Source organism: Amycolatopsis sp. NPDC004747 (assembly GCF_053601335.1).
This window is the reverse complement of the sequence record NZ_JBSGBQ010000001.1, coordinates 344997-357467: the sequence shown is the minus strand read 5'-3', so window position 1 is coordinate 357467 and position 12471 is coordinate 344997. Positions and strand designations below refer to the sequence as shown.

Below are 12471 nucleotides of genomic sequence, written 5' to 3'. Positions count from 1 at the left end.
CCCCCACGTGGACGAAGGGGGCAGACTCAAGGGCGTGACGGACGAACACACGACGCTCCTGCTCGGCGGGCGCATCTACACCCCCGCCGGTCCCGACGCCACGGCGATGGCGGTCACCGGCGGCACCGTGGTCTGGGTCGGGCAGGACGCCCCGGCCCGCGCCCTGCACCCGACGGCCGAGGTGATCGACCTCCAGGGCGCCTTCGTCGCGCCGGCGTTCGTCGACGCGCACGTCCACGCCACCGCCACCGGCCTGCACCTGACCGGCCTCGACCTCACCGGCGTCCGCAGCGGCGCCGACCTGCTGGCCCGGGTCCGGGCCGCCGCCGAACCCGGGCAGGTCCTGCTCGCCCACGGCTGGGACGAGACCACCTGGACCGACCCGCGCCTGCCCAGCCGCGCGGAACTCGACGCCGCCGCCGGCGGCACGCCGGTCTACCTCAGCCGCGTCGACGTCCACTCCGCGCTCGTCTCCACCGCCCTGGTCGAGCTGGCCCCCGCCGCCCGCGACGCCGAAGGCTGGTCGCCCGACGGCCCGCTCACCCGCGCCGCCCACCACGCCGTCCGCGCGGCCGTGCGCGCCGCGATCACCCCCGAGCAGCGCGAACGCGCCCAGCGAGCCTTCCTCGCCGAGGCCGCGAAGCAGGGCATCGTCAGCGTCCACGAATGCGCCGGCCCCGACATCTCCGGCCGCGACGACCTCGCCGCCCTCCTCGCCCTCGCCGGACCCGGCACGCCCGAGGTCGTCGGCTACTGGGGCGAGCTCGGCGCCGTCGAAACCGCCCGCGAGCTCGGCGCGCGCGGCCTGGCCGGCGACCTGTTCGCCGACGGCGCCCTGGGCTCCCACACCGCCGCCCTGACCCAGCCCTACGCCGACCACGCGGGCACCGGAACGCGCTACCTCGACGCCCACCGCATCGCCGGGCACCTGGCCGCCTGCACCGAAGCCGGGCTGCAGGCCGGCTTCCACGTCATCGGCGACGCCGCCGTCGCCGATGTCGTCGAAGGCTTCCGGCTGGCGGAAAAGGAGGTCGGGCAGCGCGCACTGGCCGCCCGCCACCACCGGCTCGAGCACCTGGAAATGGTCACCGCCGAGCAGGCCAAGCAGCTGGCCGGCTGGGGCGTCGTCGCCTCGATGCAGCCGCTGTTCGACGCGCTCTGGGGCGGCTCGGAAGGCATGTACGCCGAACGCCTCGGCGCCGACCGCGCGGCCGGGCTCAACCCCTTCGCGACCCTGGCCGCCGAAGGCGTCCTGCTCGCCTTCGGCTCCGACGCCCCGGTCACACCGCTGGACCCGTGGGCGAGCGTTCGCGCCGCGGCCTACCACCGGACACCGGGGGCCGGCCTGTCCCCGCGGGCGGCGTTCACCGCCCACACCCGCGCCGGGCACCGGGCGGCGGGCGTCAACGACGGCGTCACCGGCAGCCTCGTCCCCGGCGCGCCGGCGCACTACGCGATCTGGGACGCCACCGACCTGGTCGTGGCCACCCCCGACAGCCGCGTGCAGCGCTGGTCCACCGACCCGCGGGCCGGCGTGCCGCCGCTGCCCCGGCTCGAACCGGACGCCGCCCTCCCGCGGTGCCTGCGCACGGTCCGCGCGGGTGCGGTTCTCCACGACACCATCTCCTAGAGTTGGTACCTGTGGCAGTCACCATGGCCGACCCCGAACCGGGCGCCCCGCACCAGTCCGCCCGCCCGCGGCGGGTCCCGCCGGCCTGGCTGCTGCGCACCGCCGCGGCGTGCGCGTCCGGATTCGCCTATTACCTGAGCTTCGCGCCGCGCCCGCTGTGGTGGCTGGCGCCACTGGCGTTCGCCGGACTGGCCCTCGTGCTGCGCGGCCGCCGCTTCCGGGCCGGCTTCGGCTACGGCTTCGCGTTCGGGTTCGTCTTCTTCCTGCCGCTGCTGACCTGGCTGCTGGACTTCCTCGGCCCCGACTTCGGCCCGTGGCCGTGGCTGGGCCTGTCGTTCGCGCTCGCCCTCTACCACGGGCTGGCGGGCGGCCTGATCACGCTGGTGTCCCGGCTCCCGGCCGCGCCGCTGTGGGGCGCGCTGGTGTTCGTCGCGCTGGAGACGCCCCGCGCGTGGTTCCCCTTCGGCGGTTTCCCGTGGGGCCGGGTCGCCTTCAGCCAGCCCGAAGGCGCGTTCCTGCCGCTCGCCTCGATCGGCGGCGCCCCGCTGGTCGGCCTGGCCGTCGTCCTCACCGGCTTCGGCCTGGCCGCGCTGGCCGCCCGGCTGTGGAAGGTGCGCAAGCTCACGCGGCCGGTGGTCTTCGCCGCACTCGGCACGCTGCTGCCCGTCGTCGCGGGCCTGGCGCTGTGGCCGACGATCGGCACCGGCGCCCAGGACGGCGAGCGCACCGTCGCCACCGTCCAGGGCAACGCCCCGGACATCGGGCTCGCCCTGCAGGGGGAGCGGACCGTGCTGCGCGACAACACCATCGCCGAAAGCCGGCGGCTGCTCGCGGACATCCGGGCCGGCAAGGTGCCCAAGCCGGACCTGCTCGTGTGGCCGGAGAGCGCCACCACCGTCACCGGCCCGGACCTGCAGGTCGACCAGCTCGTCGCCAACTTCGGCGTCCCGGCCCTGATCGGCGCCATCTACCGGCTGCCCGACGGGCACCTGCAGAACTCCGTCGTCGCCTGGGACCCGCGCACCGGGCCCGGCGAGCGCTACGCCAAGCAGCAGCTGGTGCCCTTCGGCGAGTACGTCCCGGCCCGCAAGGTCGCCGAGCTGGTCACGCCGTTCCTCGACTCCGAAACCGTCGACATGGTCCCCGGCGACGGCACCAACCAGGCCATGGCCGCCGCGGGCACCAAGGTCGGCGTGTTCGTCTGCTACGAAGCGGCGTTCGACTACCCGGCCCGCGACGCCGTGCGCGACGGCGCCGAGCTGCTGGTGGTGCCGACCAACAACGCCTGGTACGGCGAGAGCGAGATGAGCGTGCAGCAGCTGGCCATGTCCCGGCTGCGGGCGGTCGAGCACGGCCGGGCCGTCGTGGTGTCGGCGGTCTCCGGGGTCAGCGCGATCGTCGCCCCCGACGGGACCGTGACCAGCTCAACCGGCCTTTTCACGGCGGATTCCCTGGTCGGGCGCGTCCCGCTGCGGACGCAGACTACGCTGTCGGATCAACTAGGTGCGTGGACGGAGTACGGGCTGCTGGCTCTGGCGATCGCCGGGGTGGCCGGCGGGCTCGTACTCCGTTTTCGCACCCGGCGCACCAGCGCCGGCACGGCAGCAGAGGAAGCGGCGGACTGACCGCCGCGGATATCGGAGGAGCACGGATGTCGCAGGCGCCGCGGGGGGCCCGGGAAATCGAGCCGGTGCTGGTGGTGATCCCGACCTACAACGAGCGGGAGAACCTCGGCCCGATCCTGGATCGCCTGCACAAGGCACTCCCGCACGTGCACGTGCTCGTGGTCGACGACGGCAGCCCCGACGGCACCGGTGAGCTCGCCGACGAGCGCGCGGCCGCCAACGACCACATCCACGTGCTGCACCGCACCGAGAAGGCCGGCCTCGGCGCCGCCTACATCGCCGGGTTCCGCTGGGGCCTGGCCCGCGAGTACAACACGATCGTCGAGATGGACGCCGACGGCTCGCACGCCCCCGAGGACCTGCCCCGCCTGCTGGACGCGGTCGGCGACGCCGACCTGGCGATCGGCTCGCGGTACGTGCCGGGCGGCAGCGTCGTCAACTGGCCGGTCAAGCGCCAGGTCCTCTCCCGCGGCGCGAACCTCTACTCGCAGATCGCGCTCGGCATGAAGGTCCGCGACATCACCGCGGGCTTCCGCGCCTACCGCCGTCCGGTGCTGGAGAAGCTGGCCCTGGACGAGGTCAACTCGCACGGCTACTGCTTCCAGATCGACCTCACCATCCGCACCGACGAGGCCGGCTTCGAGATCGTCGAGGTCCCGATCACCTTCACCGAGCGCGAGATCGGCGAGTCGAAGATGAACGGCTCGATCATCCAGGAGGCGTTCCTGCGGGTGGCGAAGTGGGGCCTGGAGCGCCGCTGGCACCAGCTGCGCAAGCTGGTCAAGCGCGCCTGACCCGGTTTCGGCCGTTCTGGGCCATGATGGGCCGGGTGACGACGATCGTGGCCTTCCACGCCCACGCCGACGACCCCGTCCTGCTCAGCGGCGGCACCCTGGCCCGCGCCGCGGCCGACGGGCACCGGGTGGTCGTCGTCGTGGCCACCGACGGCATGGCCGCCGGGCACCCGACCCCGCGGTGGGCCGAACTGGAGGCGGCGGCGGCCATCCTCGGCGTCCGGCGGGTGGTGCACCTGGGCTACGCCGACAGCGGCCACGGTCCCGTGCTCTACGCCGACCCGCCCGGACGGCAGCGCTTCGCCCGCGCCGACACCGAGGAGGCGGCGCACCGGCTCGCCGCCGTGCTGCACGAGGAGCGCGCCGACCTGCTGCTCGGTTACGACGGCAACGGCGGTTACGGCCACCGCGACCACGTGAAGGTGCACCAGGTGGCCCGCCGGGCGGCCCGGCTGACCGGGACTCGGCTGCTGGAGGCCACCCTGCCCCGCGACTTCGCGCTGCGGTTCGTACGGGTGGTCCGGGCGCTGCGGATCCCGTTGGACTACGACGTCGAAGCCCTCAGCCGTGCCTACAGCCCGGCCTCGGCCGTCACCCACCGGTTCGACGTGCGGCGCTTCGCCGCGCGCAAGCAGGCGGCGCTGGCCGCGCACGTGTCCGACGTGCGCGGGACCGGGCGGCTCTCGGCGGTGCTGCGGCTGCTCGTGTGGCTGCCGGCGCCGCTGTTCGGGCTGGCGGCGGGCCGCGAGTGGTACACCGAGGTCACGCCCGCAGGATCGCCACGCCCTTCTCTGCAAGTTCCTGCACGTTCTGGTCGTCGGCATCGGTGACGATCCCGGCGACCTCGCCGAAGGGCAGCACGGTGAACCGTGACGCCGCGCCGAGCTTTTCGGCGCTGGCCAGCACGTAGGTGTCGGCCGCGCGGCGGGCCAGGGTGCGTTTCATCGCGGCTTCGTCGGCGTCGCCGGTGGTCAGGCCGGCTTCGGGGTGGACGCCGGTGACGCCGAGCAGGAAGACGTCGGCGCTGATCGACTGGGCCGCTTCGGCCGCGGCGGCGCCGCAGGTGACCGCGGAGTGCCGGAACAGCCGTCCGCCGAGCAGGAACACCTCGATGCCGTGGTGGTCGAGCAGGGCGACGGCGACGGTCGGGCTGTGGGTGACCACGGTGGCCTCGAGATCGTGCGGGAGGGCGTTCGCGACGGCCAGGGTGGTCGTGCCGCCGTCGAGGATGACGGTCGAACCGGGCCGGACCAGCGCGGCGGCGGCCCTGGCGACCCGCTCCTTGCCGTCCCGGGCGATGACCGTGCGGCTCGCGTAGTCGGCGACGGCGGGGGAGACGGGCAGCGCGCCGCCGTAGACGCGCTGGCAGAGGCCGGCCGCGGCGAGGTCGCGCAGGTCGCGGCGGATGCTGTCCTCCGAGACGCCGAGTTCGGCCGCGACGTCCTTGGCCAAGACCTTGCCCTCGGCGGCCAGCCGGGCCAGCAGCAGCTCACGGCGTTCCCCGACCAACATGCACGATCCTCCTTGTTGTTTCCGAGTCGTGCACATTATCGTCGCGGCATGACCTCTTCGACAAGCCCGGCCCGCAACCCGCGCGTCCGCGTCACCAACGTGGAACTGCTGTCGTCGGCCTGGTACGTGCTCCGCCGCACGACGTTCGACTACCAGCACGCCGACGGCCGCTGGACGACCGAGCAGCGCGAGACCTACGACCGCGGCAACGGCGCGACGGTGCTGCTCTACGACCTCCAGGGCGGCACGGTCCTGCTGACCCGCCAGTTCCGCTACCCGGTCTACGTCAACGACCACCCGGACGGCATGTTCGTCGAGACCGCGGCCGGCCTGCTCGACACCGACGACCCGGAGACGGCGATCCGCCGCGAAGCCGAGGAGGAGACTGGGGTGCGGATCGGCGCGCTGGAGCACGTGTTCGACGTCTACACGAGCCCGGGCTCGGTCACCGAGCGCCTGCACTGCTACGCCGCGCCCTACGACCCCGCCGACCGCGGCGAGGGCGGCGGCCTCGCGGAGGAGGGGGAGGACATCGAGGTCCTGGAGCTCCCGTTCACCAAGGCCCTCGAGATGATCGGCACGGGCGAGATCGCGGACGCCAAGACGATCATGCTCCTGCAGTGGGCCGCGCTGAACGGCCCCTTCCGCCCAAGCTGACCCCGTACCCGAACGACGTTCCGGGTACGGGGTCCGGGCAGGCGAAAGGCCCCCGCGGGGGGAGGTCGCGGGGGCCTTTCCGTTGTGGTGGGAGCTTGGCTACAAGGCCGAGTTCCGGAGGGTCACGCCGACCGTGAGGTGCGGCGGCCCTTCAGCTCGGCGAGACGTTCGTTGAGCAGGTCCTCGAGCTCGGGGATCGTGCGCCGCTCGAGCAGCATGTCCCAGTGGGTGCGCGGCGGCTTGACCTTCTTCTGCTCGGGCTGCCCGCCATCGACGATCTCCGATTCGCTCCCGTGCAGGCGGCACTCCCAGACCGTCGGGATCTCGGCGTCGTCGGAGAACGGCACCTCGAACTCGTGGTTCTTCGGGCAGGCGTAGCGCACGGTGCGGCGTGGGGCGAGGTCGTGGTTGCGGTCGGTCTCGTAGCTGACCGCTCCCAGCCGGCTTCCACGAAGAACACGGTCGGCCATGATGGGGGTCCTTTCAGTCAGCTCCGGGGTGGAGCCAGGGTGTTGCTCACCCTATGCAACGACCGGCGGCACCGGAGGATTCCCGGACCACCATGTCGTTGCTCACGATGAGCTGCGTCACCCGCCTGCATCAGCTTCTCCTAGTAGGAGGCATTTCGCGCTCCGGCGTGACGTCAATACGGCCTTCTTAGTGCTGATATCCCCCGGATGGGCTACTCGCGTCTCGCTCAGGTCAACCGTAACTGACCGTGATGAGCGGTAACCGAGCCCAAGTCACCCGATCGAAAGTGGCGGCGACACAATACCTGATAACGCACGGTAGCGAATTCGGCCTCAAAACGTGCTGAAGCTGAAGTTTCAACTACGGATTGTTCGGTATCTGCCACCACGACGGTATCGCCTTCACGCACCACCTCGCCGTCCACCACCCGCGCGTTGAACCGCCCGGGTAGCCCACACCAGCACAACACCTCCACCTGAACCGGCTGCAACTCGTCCGCCAGTTCGAACAGACGAGCGGCACCCGGGAACAACCGGCTCCGGAAGTCCGTCGCGATCCCGAAGCAGTACACGTCGATCTCCACCTCGTCGGCCAGCTCCGCCAGCTGGTCGACCTGGCCGGGGGAGAGGAACTGCGCCTCGTCCACCACCACGTAGTCCACGTGCCTGCCCTGCGCCCACTCCTGCCGCACCAGCTCACGCACGTCGGTGTCCTCACCGACCTCCACCGCCTGCCGGGTCAACCCGATCCGGCTCGAGATCTGCGGCGCCCCCGACCGGTCGTGGCGCACCAGCACCAGCCCCCGGCGGCCCTGCCGCGCGTGGTTGTGGTCGATCTGCAGCGCCAGGGTCGACTTCCCGCAGTCCATCGGCCCGTAGCAGAACTTCAGCTTGCCCACCGGCGGCGTCCCACGGCGCGAACCGGCCGCGGGAACCGAGGAAAGCGCGTCCGTGGGATCAGGGCCGGCGTCGTCGATCAAGGTCACGACGCCCGACCCTATCGGTGCCTCACAGCACCCCCGGCGGACGGTTGCCCGCCGCCACGATCGCCCGCCGCACCGGCACCAGCCACACCAGCACCAAACCCACCGCGAAGAACACCACCAGCGCCACGATGGCCAGCCGGAACGACCCCGTCGCCTGCCCCACCCCGGCGAACACCAGCGGCCCCAGCCACGACGTCCCCCGCTCACCCACCACGTAGAGCGAGTAGTACTGCGCGTCCTTGCCCGCCGGGATCATCTGGCTGAACAACGACCGCGACAACGCGTTCGTCCCGCCCAGCACCAGCCCGATCCCCACCGCCACCGCCAGGAACTGCAGCATCTGCCTCGGCTGGACAAAGTACGCCCCGGCCAGCACCACGATCCACACCACCAGGCTGCCCAGGATCGTCCGCTTCGCCCCGACCCGCCGCGCCACCAGCCCGTGCAGCGTCCCACCCAGGTACGCCACGAACTGGATCACCAGGATCGTCACGATCAGCACGCTGTTGCCGAACCCCAGCTCGTCCTTGCCGTACTGCGCCGACACCGTCACCACCGTGTTGATCCCGTCGGTGAAGACCAGGTAGCTGCCCAGGAACGCCAGCGTCAGCGGATACGCCTTCGCCGCCACCAGCGTCTGCCGCAGCTCCGTGAACCCCGCCCGCACCACCGAACGCCCCGGCGCCACGTCCACCGGCACGTGCCGGCGGGGGAGCCGCCGTACCGCCGGGAACGTGAACGCCGCCCACCACAGCCCCGAGGTCAGGAAGCAGATCTGCACCGCCAGGTCCTGGTCCACGCCGAACGCGTCGTGCTTCAGGTAGAACCCCAGCTGCAACGCCAGCGCCAGCCCGCCACCCAGGTACCCGAACGCCCAGCCCTTCGCCGAAATGCCGTCCCGCTCGTCCGGCCCGCCGATGTCGGCCAGGAACGAGTAGTAGACGACCAGTGAGCCGCCGTAGCCGATGTTCGCCACGATGAACAGCGCCGCACCCAGCTGCCAGTCCGAACCGGTCAGGAAGAACATCCCCGCCGCGGCCGCCGCGCCCAGGAACGCGAACCCGCCCAGGATCCGCCGCTTGTTGTGGCTGCGATCGGCCACCGCACCCGCGATCGGCAGCACCAGCACCTGCACCACCGTCGCCACCGACAGCAGGTACCCCCACACCGAACCGGCCGGGAAGTGCAGCCCGAACAACGACACGTCACAGTGCTGCAGCGTGTCCGTCTCACCCGCCGCGTTCAGGCACGCACGGTCCCCGTTAAGGGTGATGTTCGCCCGCGCGTCCGCCGCCGCGATCGGGCTCATCGACAGCGCCCCGAACACCGTCGTCGTCGACGAATAGAACGGCGAATTCGCCCAGTCGTAGAAATACCAGCCCCAGCGCTCGCGCTTGGTCGAGCGCGTCCCGGCCAGCGTCATCCACGGCTCCTCGATCTCAAGAACTTCCAGGTCAGCGCGGAGACTACGGGGACACCGCGACCCCGGTGACCACCCCGCCGAAACCGTGTCCGGTTTGTCGCTTCGTGATCATCCACCGCCACCGCGGGCCACCTCGTTCACCACCCACGGCGTGTCGCCGCCAAAAGTGAACAGTGTTTCATGTGAGACTTAAGCGCCCATCGTGTCTGTTGTGGTCAGTGGGACACGCTCCTACTGTGCACCCATGATCCAGAACCGCCGACGCACCGTGACGAGCCTCCTGCTCCTCACCCTCGCCGCCATGGGTCTGCCGCTGACCAACCCCGCCACCGCCACCGCGGACCCCGCCTCGAGCGCCTGGGCCAAGCTCCGCATGTGCGAGTCCAGCGGCCGCTACGCCACCAACACCGGCAACGGCTACTACGGCGCCTACCAGTTCGACCTGCCCACCTGGCGCAGCGTCGGCGGACAGGGCCGCCCCGACCAGGCCGCCCCCGCCGAACAGGACTACCGCGCCCTCTACCTCTACCGCATGCGCGGCTGGCAACCCTGGCAGTGCGCCGGCATGCTCAAGCTCGCCGCCGACGCGGACGCCCGCAGCAAACGCGTCCCCACCTACACCGAATCCGCCTACATCGGCGGGGGAGGACTCCCCACCCCGCCACCCGGCCCCGGCGGCCCCCGGCCCGCCTGGCCCGGCGTCGTCTACCGCTACGGCGACTGCGCCGACCCGCTTAAAACCTTCCAGCTCCGCATGAACGCCTTCGGCTACGGCTTCACCGGCACCGGCTGCTACCTCGAGAAGACCCGCACCGCCGTCCTCGACCTCCAACGCGCCAACGGCATCAACGACAGCGGCCTGCTCGGCCCCAAGACCTGGGAAGCCGCCTGGACCGGCAAACCACCCCGCTGACCCTCACGGCTCCTGCGACCGCTGCCACGCACCCCGCTCGATCAGCACCTCACGCAACAGATCCGGCCGATCCGTCACGATCCCGTGCACCCCCAGGTCCAACAGCATCCGCATCTCCGCCGGATCGTCGATCGTCCACGTGTGCACCTCGATACCCGACCGCCCGGCCACCGACAGGAACGCCTTGTCCACCACCCGCAACGCCCCCTGCCGCACCGGCACCTGAGCCATCGCCCCCAGCACCAGCCGCCCGAGGGGCAGCAGCGGCAGCCGGCCCCGCGCCCACAACGCGAACGCCGACCGCGGACCCATCGCCGTCACCAGCTTCGGCCCCGCCAGCTTCCGCAACCGCACCAGCCGCGCATCCGAAAACGCCGCCCCCGCCACCCGGTCGAACGCCTTCGTCCGCTCCAGCACCCGCACGAACGGCTCCACCGCCCGATCCGCCTTCACATCGACGTTGAACCGCGCGCCCGGCAGCTCCTCCAGCACGTCCTCCAGCCGCGACAACGGCGCCTTGCCACCCACCTTGACGTTCTTCAGCTGCTCCCACGTCTGCGAAGCGATCGGCCCCGACCCATCCGTCGTCCGGTCCAAGCTCGCGTCGTGGTGGACCACCACCACACCGTCCGCCGTCGCGTGCACATCCGTCTCCAGGTACCGGTACCCCTCCGCACACGCCCGCTTGAACGCCGGCAGCGAATTCTCCAAACCCTCGAGCTCGTCGAGGTGCCACCCCCGGTGCGCGAAGGCACGGGGGAGCGGATCGGCCAGGTACGGGAACGACGCCTGCATCCCCCAAGTGTGCACTTCCGCCATGACCCCGGCATGAGCAAACGGTGGCCAGCTAGGGTCTCCCGGGTGAGGGAAGCCGCCGAACTGACCCAGCCGACCACGATCGAACTCGCCCCGGCCCGCCGAGGCGCCCCCAAGCACTGCGGCTGGTGCGGACGACGCCTCCCCGAAGGCGGCAACGTCGGCCGCCGACGGCGCTACTGCGGACAGTCCTGCCGCCAGCGCGCCTACGAACGCCGCACCGCCCTCCAGCGCAGCGGCCTCCCCGAAGACGCGGTGGTGCTCTCCGACACCGAAATCGCCGCCCTCCAGGACCGCCTCTTCCAGCTCCGCTGCGCCGCCGAGGACATCGTCACCGCCGCCGACGACGGCGCCGACCCCCGCGAACTCCGCACCCTCGCCGAAGAAATCGCCCGAGCGGCCAAAGACCTCGAACAACTCCGCTGACCCACCGGACGACACGCGCACCCCACCGGACGACACGATCAGACCACCGCCGGGCGTCGTGTCGTCCATCCAGACACGCGTGTCGTCCGTCCAGGTACGCGTGTCGTCCGTTCCGGAACCTCAGCCCAAACCATCCAGGGCCCGGTACGTCCGGTTGCTCGCCGCCGCCGCACGCTGCTCGCGACCCGTCGCCTCGATGTAGTTCTGGCTCGTCGCCAAACTCGCGTGCCCCAGCAACGCCATGATCTCCGACGCCGTCGCCCCGTCCTCCGCCAACCGCGTCGCGAACGTGTGCCGCAACGCGTGCAGATTCGCCCCCACCGGCACCCGGTCGTGCAACCCCGCACCCCGGTAACACGACTTCACCAGGTACTCCAGCGCACCCCGCCCGATCGGCTCACCCGCCCGATCCAGCAGCAACGGCGAACCGGGGGAGAACCGCGCGTTCGGGAACCGCACCCGGCACGACTCCCGGTACCGCTCGATCAGCTCCGCCAGCACCGGCTGCACCGGGATCGACCGGTCCCGGCTGCCCTTCCCCTTCACGTGCAACCGCAGCTCACCCGCGCGCCCCACCAGCGACCGCGACGTCAACGCCCGCATCTCCGCCGCTCGCAACCCCGCCACCAAACCCAGCGCGATCACCAGCACGTCCCGCTCCGGCCACGGATCCCGCGCGCGCCGCGATCCGGCAGCAGCTGCCGAAAGCAGCTGTTCCGGGGTCTCCTCGCCCCGCAACGGCTTCGGCGTCAACGCCGGCGTCCGCGGCCGCGCCACCGCACCCATCGGATTGCCCGCCAGCAGCCCGTCCGCCACGCAGAACGTCAGGAACTGGTTCCACGTCGACCAAGCCCGCAGCACCGAGCTCTTCGCGTGCCCGTCCGCGAACGCGCCGAACGCCGACCGCAGCGCCGGGCCGGTCAGGTCGGCCACCTCGAGCTCCTCGGCCGGACGGCCGAGCTCCGAAACCAGGAGAGTGGTGATGCCGGCGAGGTCCCGGCGGTAGGCGTCGGTGGTGTGCGGAGAGTCCTTGCGGGGACGGCGGGCGGCGAAGAAGGCTTGCTGGGCCTCGGAAACCTTCATGTGGATCTTGTACCGCACACCACCGACAGTTTCCGCGGCCGGGCCCGATCCCGGCATTTCATGCATAATGGCAATTATGCATGAAATGCCGGGATGACCCAGGATCTTCCCCTTGGGGGACACGGAACTCTCCGGA

Annotated in this window: 13 protein-coding genes; 7 read left to right on the top strand and 6 right to left on the bottom strand. The window is 71.6% G+C overall.

The genetic code is table 11. The features are described from left to right. The first annotated feature begins 34 nt into the window (after positions 1-34). From ACWEGE_RS01530 to ACWEGE_RS01515, 4 genes are read left to right on the top strand one after another with little or no spacing between them, the layout of a single operon-like run. On the top strand, positions 35-1630 hold the full coding sequence (locus ACWEGE_RS01530) for an amidohydrolase (RefSeq protein WP_449658497.1): 1596 nt from the start codon (positions 35-37) through the stop codon (positions 1628-1630). An 11-nt stretch (positions 1631-1641) separates the two neighbouring features. After that, on the top strand, positions 1642-3255 hold the full coding sequence (gene lnt / locus ACWEGE_RS01525) for an apolipoprotein N-acyltransferase (protein WP_449658496.1): 1614 nt from the start codon (positions 1642-1644) through the stop codon (positions 3253-3255). Positions 3256-3281: 26 nt separating this feature from the next. Then, positions 3282-4049 carry a polyprenol monophosphomannose synthase gene (locus ACWEGE_RS01520; RefSeq protein ID WP_449658495.1) on the top strand — a complete coding sequence of 256 codons (768 nt, stop codon included), beginning with the start codon at positions 3282-3284 and terminating at the stop codon, positions 4047-4049. A 26-nt stretch (positions 4050-4075) separates the two neighbouring features. Further along, positions 4076-4879, top strand: coding sequence for a PIG-L deacetylase family protein (locus ACWEGE_RS01515; protein WP_449658683.1), 804 nt, complete (start codon positions 4076-4078; stop codon positions 4877-4879). Here ACWEGE_RS01515 and ACWEGE_RS01510 read toward each other — a convergent pair. Further along, the gene (locus tag ACWEGE_RS01510) at positions 4812-5561 is read right to left on the bottom strand and encodes a DeoR/GlpR family DNA-binding transcription regulator (protein ID WP_449658494.1); all 750 of its coding nucleotides are present in this window, start codon (positions 5559-5561) and stop codon (positions 4812-4814) included. The genes ACWEGE_RS01515 and ACWEGE_RS01510 overlap by 68 nt on opposite strands. A 48-nt stretch (positions 5562-5609) precedes the next feature. Between ACWEGE_RS01510 and ACWEGE_RS01505 the strand changes: the two genes are divergently transcribed. Continuing rightward, positions 5610-6218 carry an NUDIX domain-containing protein gene (locus ACWEGE_RS01505; protein WP_449658493.1) on the top strand — a complete coding sequence of 203 codons (609 nt, stop codon included), beginning with the start codon at positions 5610-5612 and terminating at the stop codon, positions 6216-6218. A 122-nt stretch (positions 6219-6340) separates the two neighbouring features. Here ACWEGE_RS01505 and ACWEGE_RS01500 read toward each other — a convergent pair whose 3' ends face one another. The 3 genes from ACWEGE_RS01500 to ACWEGE_RS01490 all read right to left on the bottom strand — a co-directional run bounded on the left by ACWEGE_RS01500 (position 6341) and on the right by ACWEGE_RS01490 (position 9097). After that, entirely contained in the window at positions 6341-6688 is a 348-nt protein-coding gene (locus ACWEGE_RS01500; RefSeq protein WP_003081521.1) for an RNA polymerase-binding protein RbpA, read from the bottom strand. Positions 6689-6915: 227 nt separating this feature from the next. Further along, entirely contained in the window at positions 6916-7674 is a 759-nt protein-coding gene (locus ACWEGE_RS01495; RefSeq protein WP_449658492.1) for a thymidine kinase, read from the bottom strand. Between the two features lie 22 nt (positions 7675-7696). After that, positions 7697-9097, bottom strand: a complete 1401-nt coding sequence (locus tag ACWEGE_RS01490; RefSeq protein WP_449658491.1) for an MFS transporter — start codon at positions 9095-9097, stop codon at positions 7697-7699. A 244-nt stretch (positions 9098-9341) separates the two neighbouring features. On the opposite strand from ACWEGE_RS01490, the gene ACWEGE_RS01485 reads away from it, so the two are divergent. Further along, positions 9342-10010 carry a transglycosylase family protein gene (locus tag ACWEGE_RS01485; RefSeq protein WP_449658490.1) on the top strand — a complete coding sequence of 223 codons (669 nt, stop codon included), beginning with the start codon at positions 9342-9344 and terminating at the stop codon, positions 10008-10010. A 3-nt stretch (positions 10011-10013) separates the two neighbouring features. On the opposite strand, the gene ACWEGE_RS01480 is transcribed toward ACWEGE_RS01485, so the two are convergent. After that, positions 10014-10805 carry a glycerophosphodiester phosphodiesterase gene (locus ACWEGE_RS01480; protein WP_449658489.1) on the bottom strand — a complete coding sequence of 264 codons (792 nt, stop codon included), beginning with the start codon at positions 10803-10805 and terminating at the stop codon, positions 10014-10016. Positions 10806-10871: 66 nt separating this feature from the next. Between ACWEGE_RS01480 and ACWEGE_RS01475 the strand changes: the two genes are divergently transcribed. Next, positions 10872-11252, top strand: a complete 381-nt coding sequence (locus ACWEGE_RS01475; RefSeq protein ID WP_449658488.1) for a hypothetical protein — start codon at positions 10872-10874, stop codon at positions 11250-11252. Positions 11253-11372: 120 nt separating this feature from the next. Here ACWEGE_RS01475 and ACWEGE_RS01470 read toward each other — a convergent pair whose 3' ends face one another. Beyond that, a complete protein-coding gene (locus ACWEGE_RS01470) occupies positions 11373-12353 on the bottom strand; it encodes a tyrosine-type recombinase/integrase (RefSeq protein WP_449658487.1) in 981 nt (326 codons plus the stop codon). Positions 12354-12471 lie beyond the last annotated feature (118 nt).

Bases quoted from the DNA above. Each gene is read 5' to 3' on its own strand.
- ACWEGE_RS01485 (WP_449658490.1), top strand. From the start codon at position 9,342: ATGATCCAGAACCGCCGACGCACCGTGACGAGCCTCCTGCTCCTCACC.
- ACWEGE_RS01505 (WP_449658493.1), top strand. From the start codon at position 5,610: ATGACCTCTTCGACAAGCCCGGCCCGCAACCCGCGCGTCCGCGTCACC.
- ACWEGE_RS01510 (WP_449658494.1), bottom strand. From the start codon at position 5,561: ATGTTGGTCGGGGAACGCCGTGAGCTGCTGCTGGCCCGGCTGGCCGCC.
- ACWEGE_RS01480 (WP_449658489.1), bottom strand. From the start codon at position 10,805: ATGCAGGCGTCGTTCCCGTACCTGGCCGATCCGCTCCCCCGTGCCTTC.
- ACWEGE_RS01515 (WP_449658683.1), top strand. From the start codon at position 4,076: ATGGGCCGGGTGACGACGATCGTGGCCTTCCACGCCCACGCCGACGAC.
- ACWEGE_RS01490 (WP_449658491.1), bottom strand. From the start codon at position 9,097: ATGACGCTGGCCGGGACGCGCTCGACCAAGCGCGAGCGCTGGGGCTGG.
- ACWEGE_RS01500 (WP_003081521.1), bottom strand. From the start codon at position 6,688: ATGGCCGACCGTGTTCTTCGTGGAAGCCGGCTGGGAGCGGTCAGCTAC.
- ACWEGE_RS01520 (WP_449658495.1), top strand. From the start codon at position 3,282: ATGTCGCAGGCGCCGCGGGGGGCCCGGGAAATCGAGCCGGTGCTGGTG.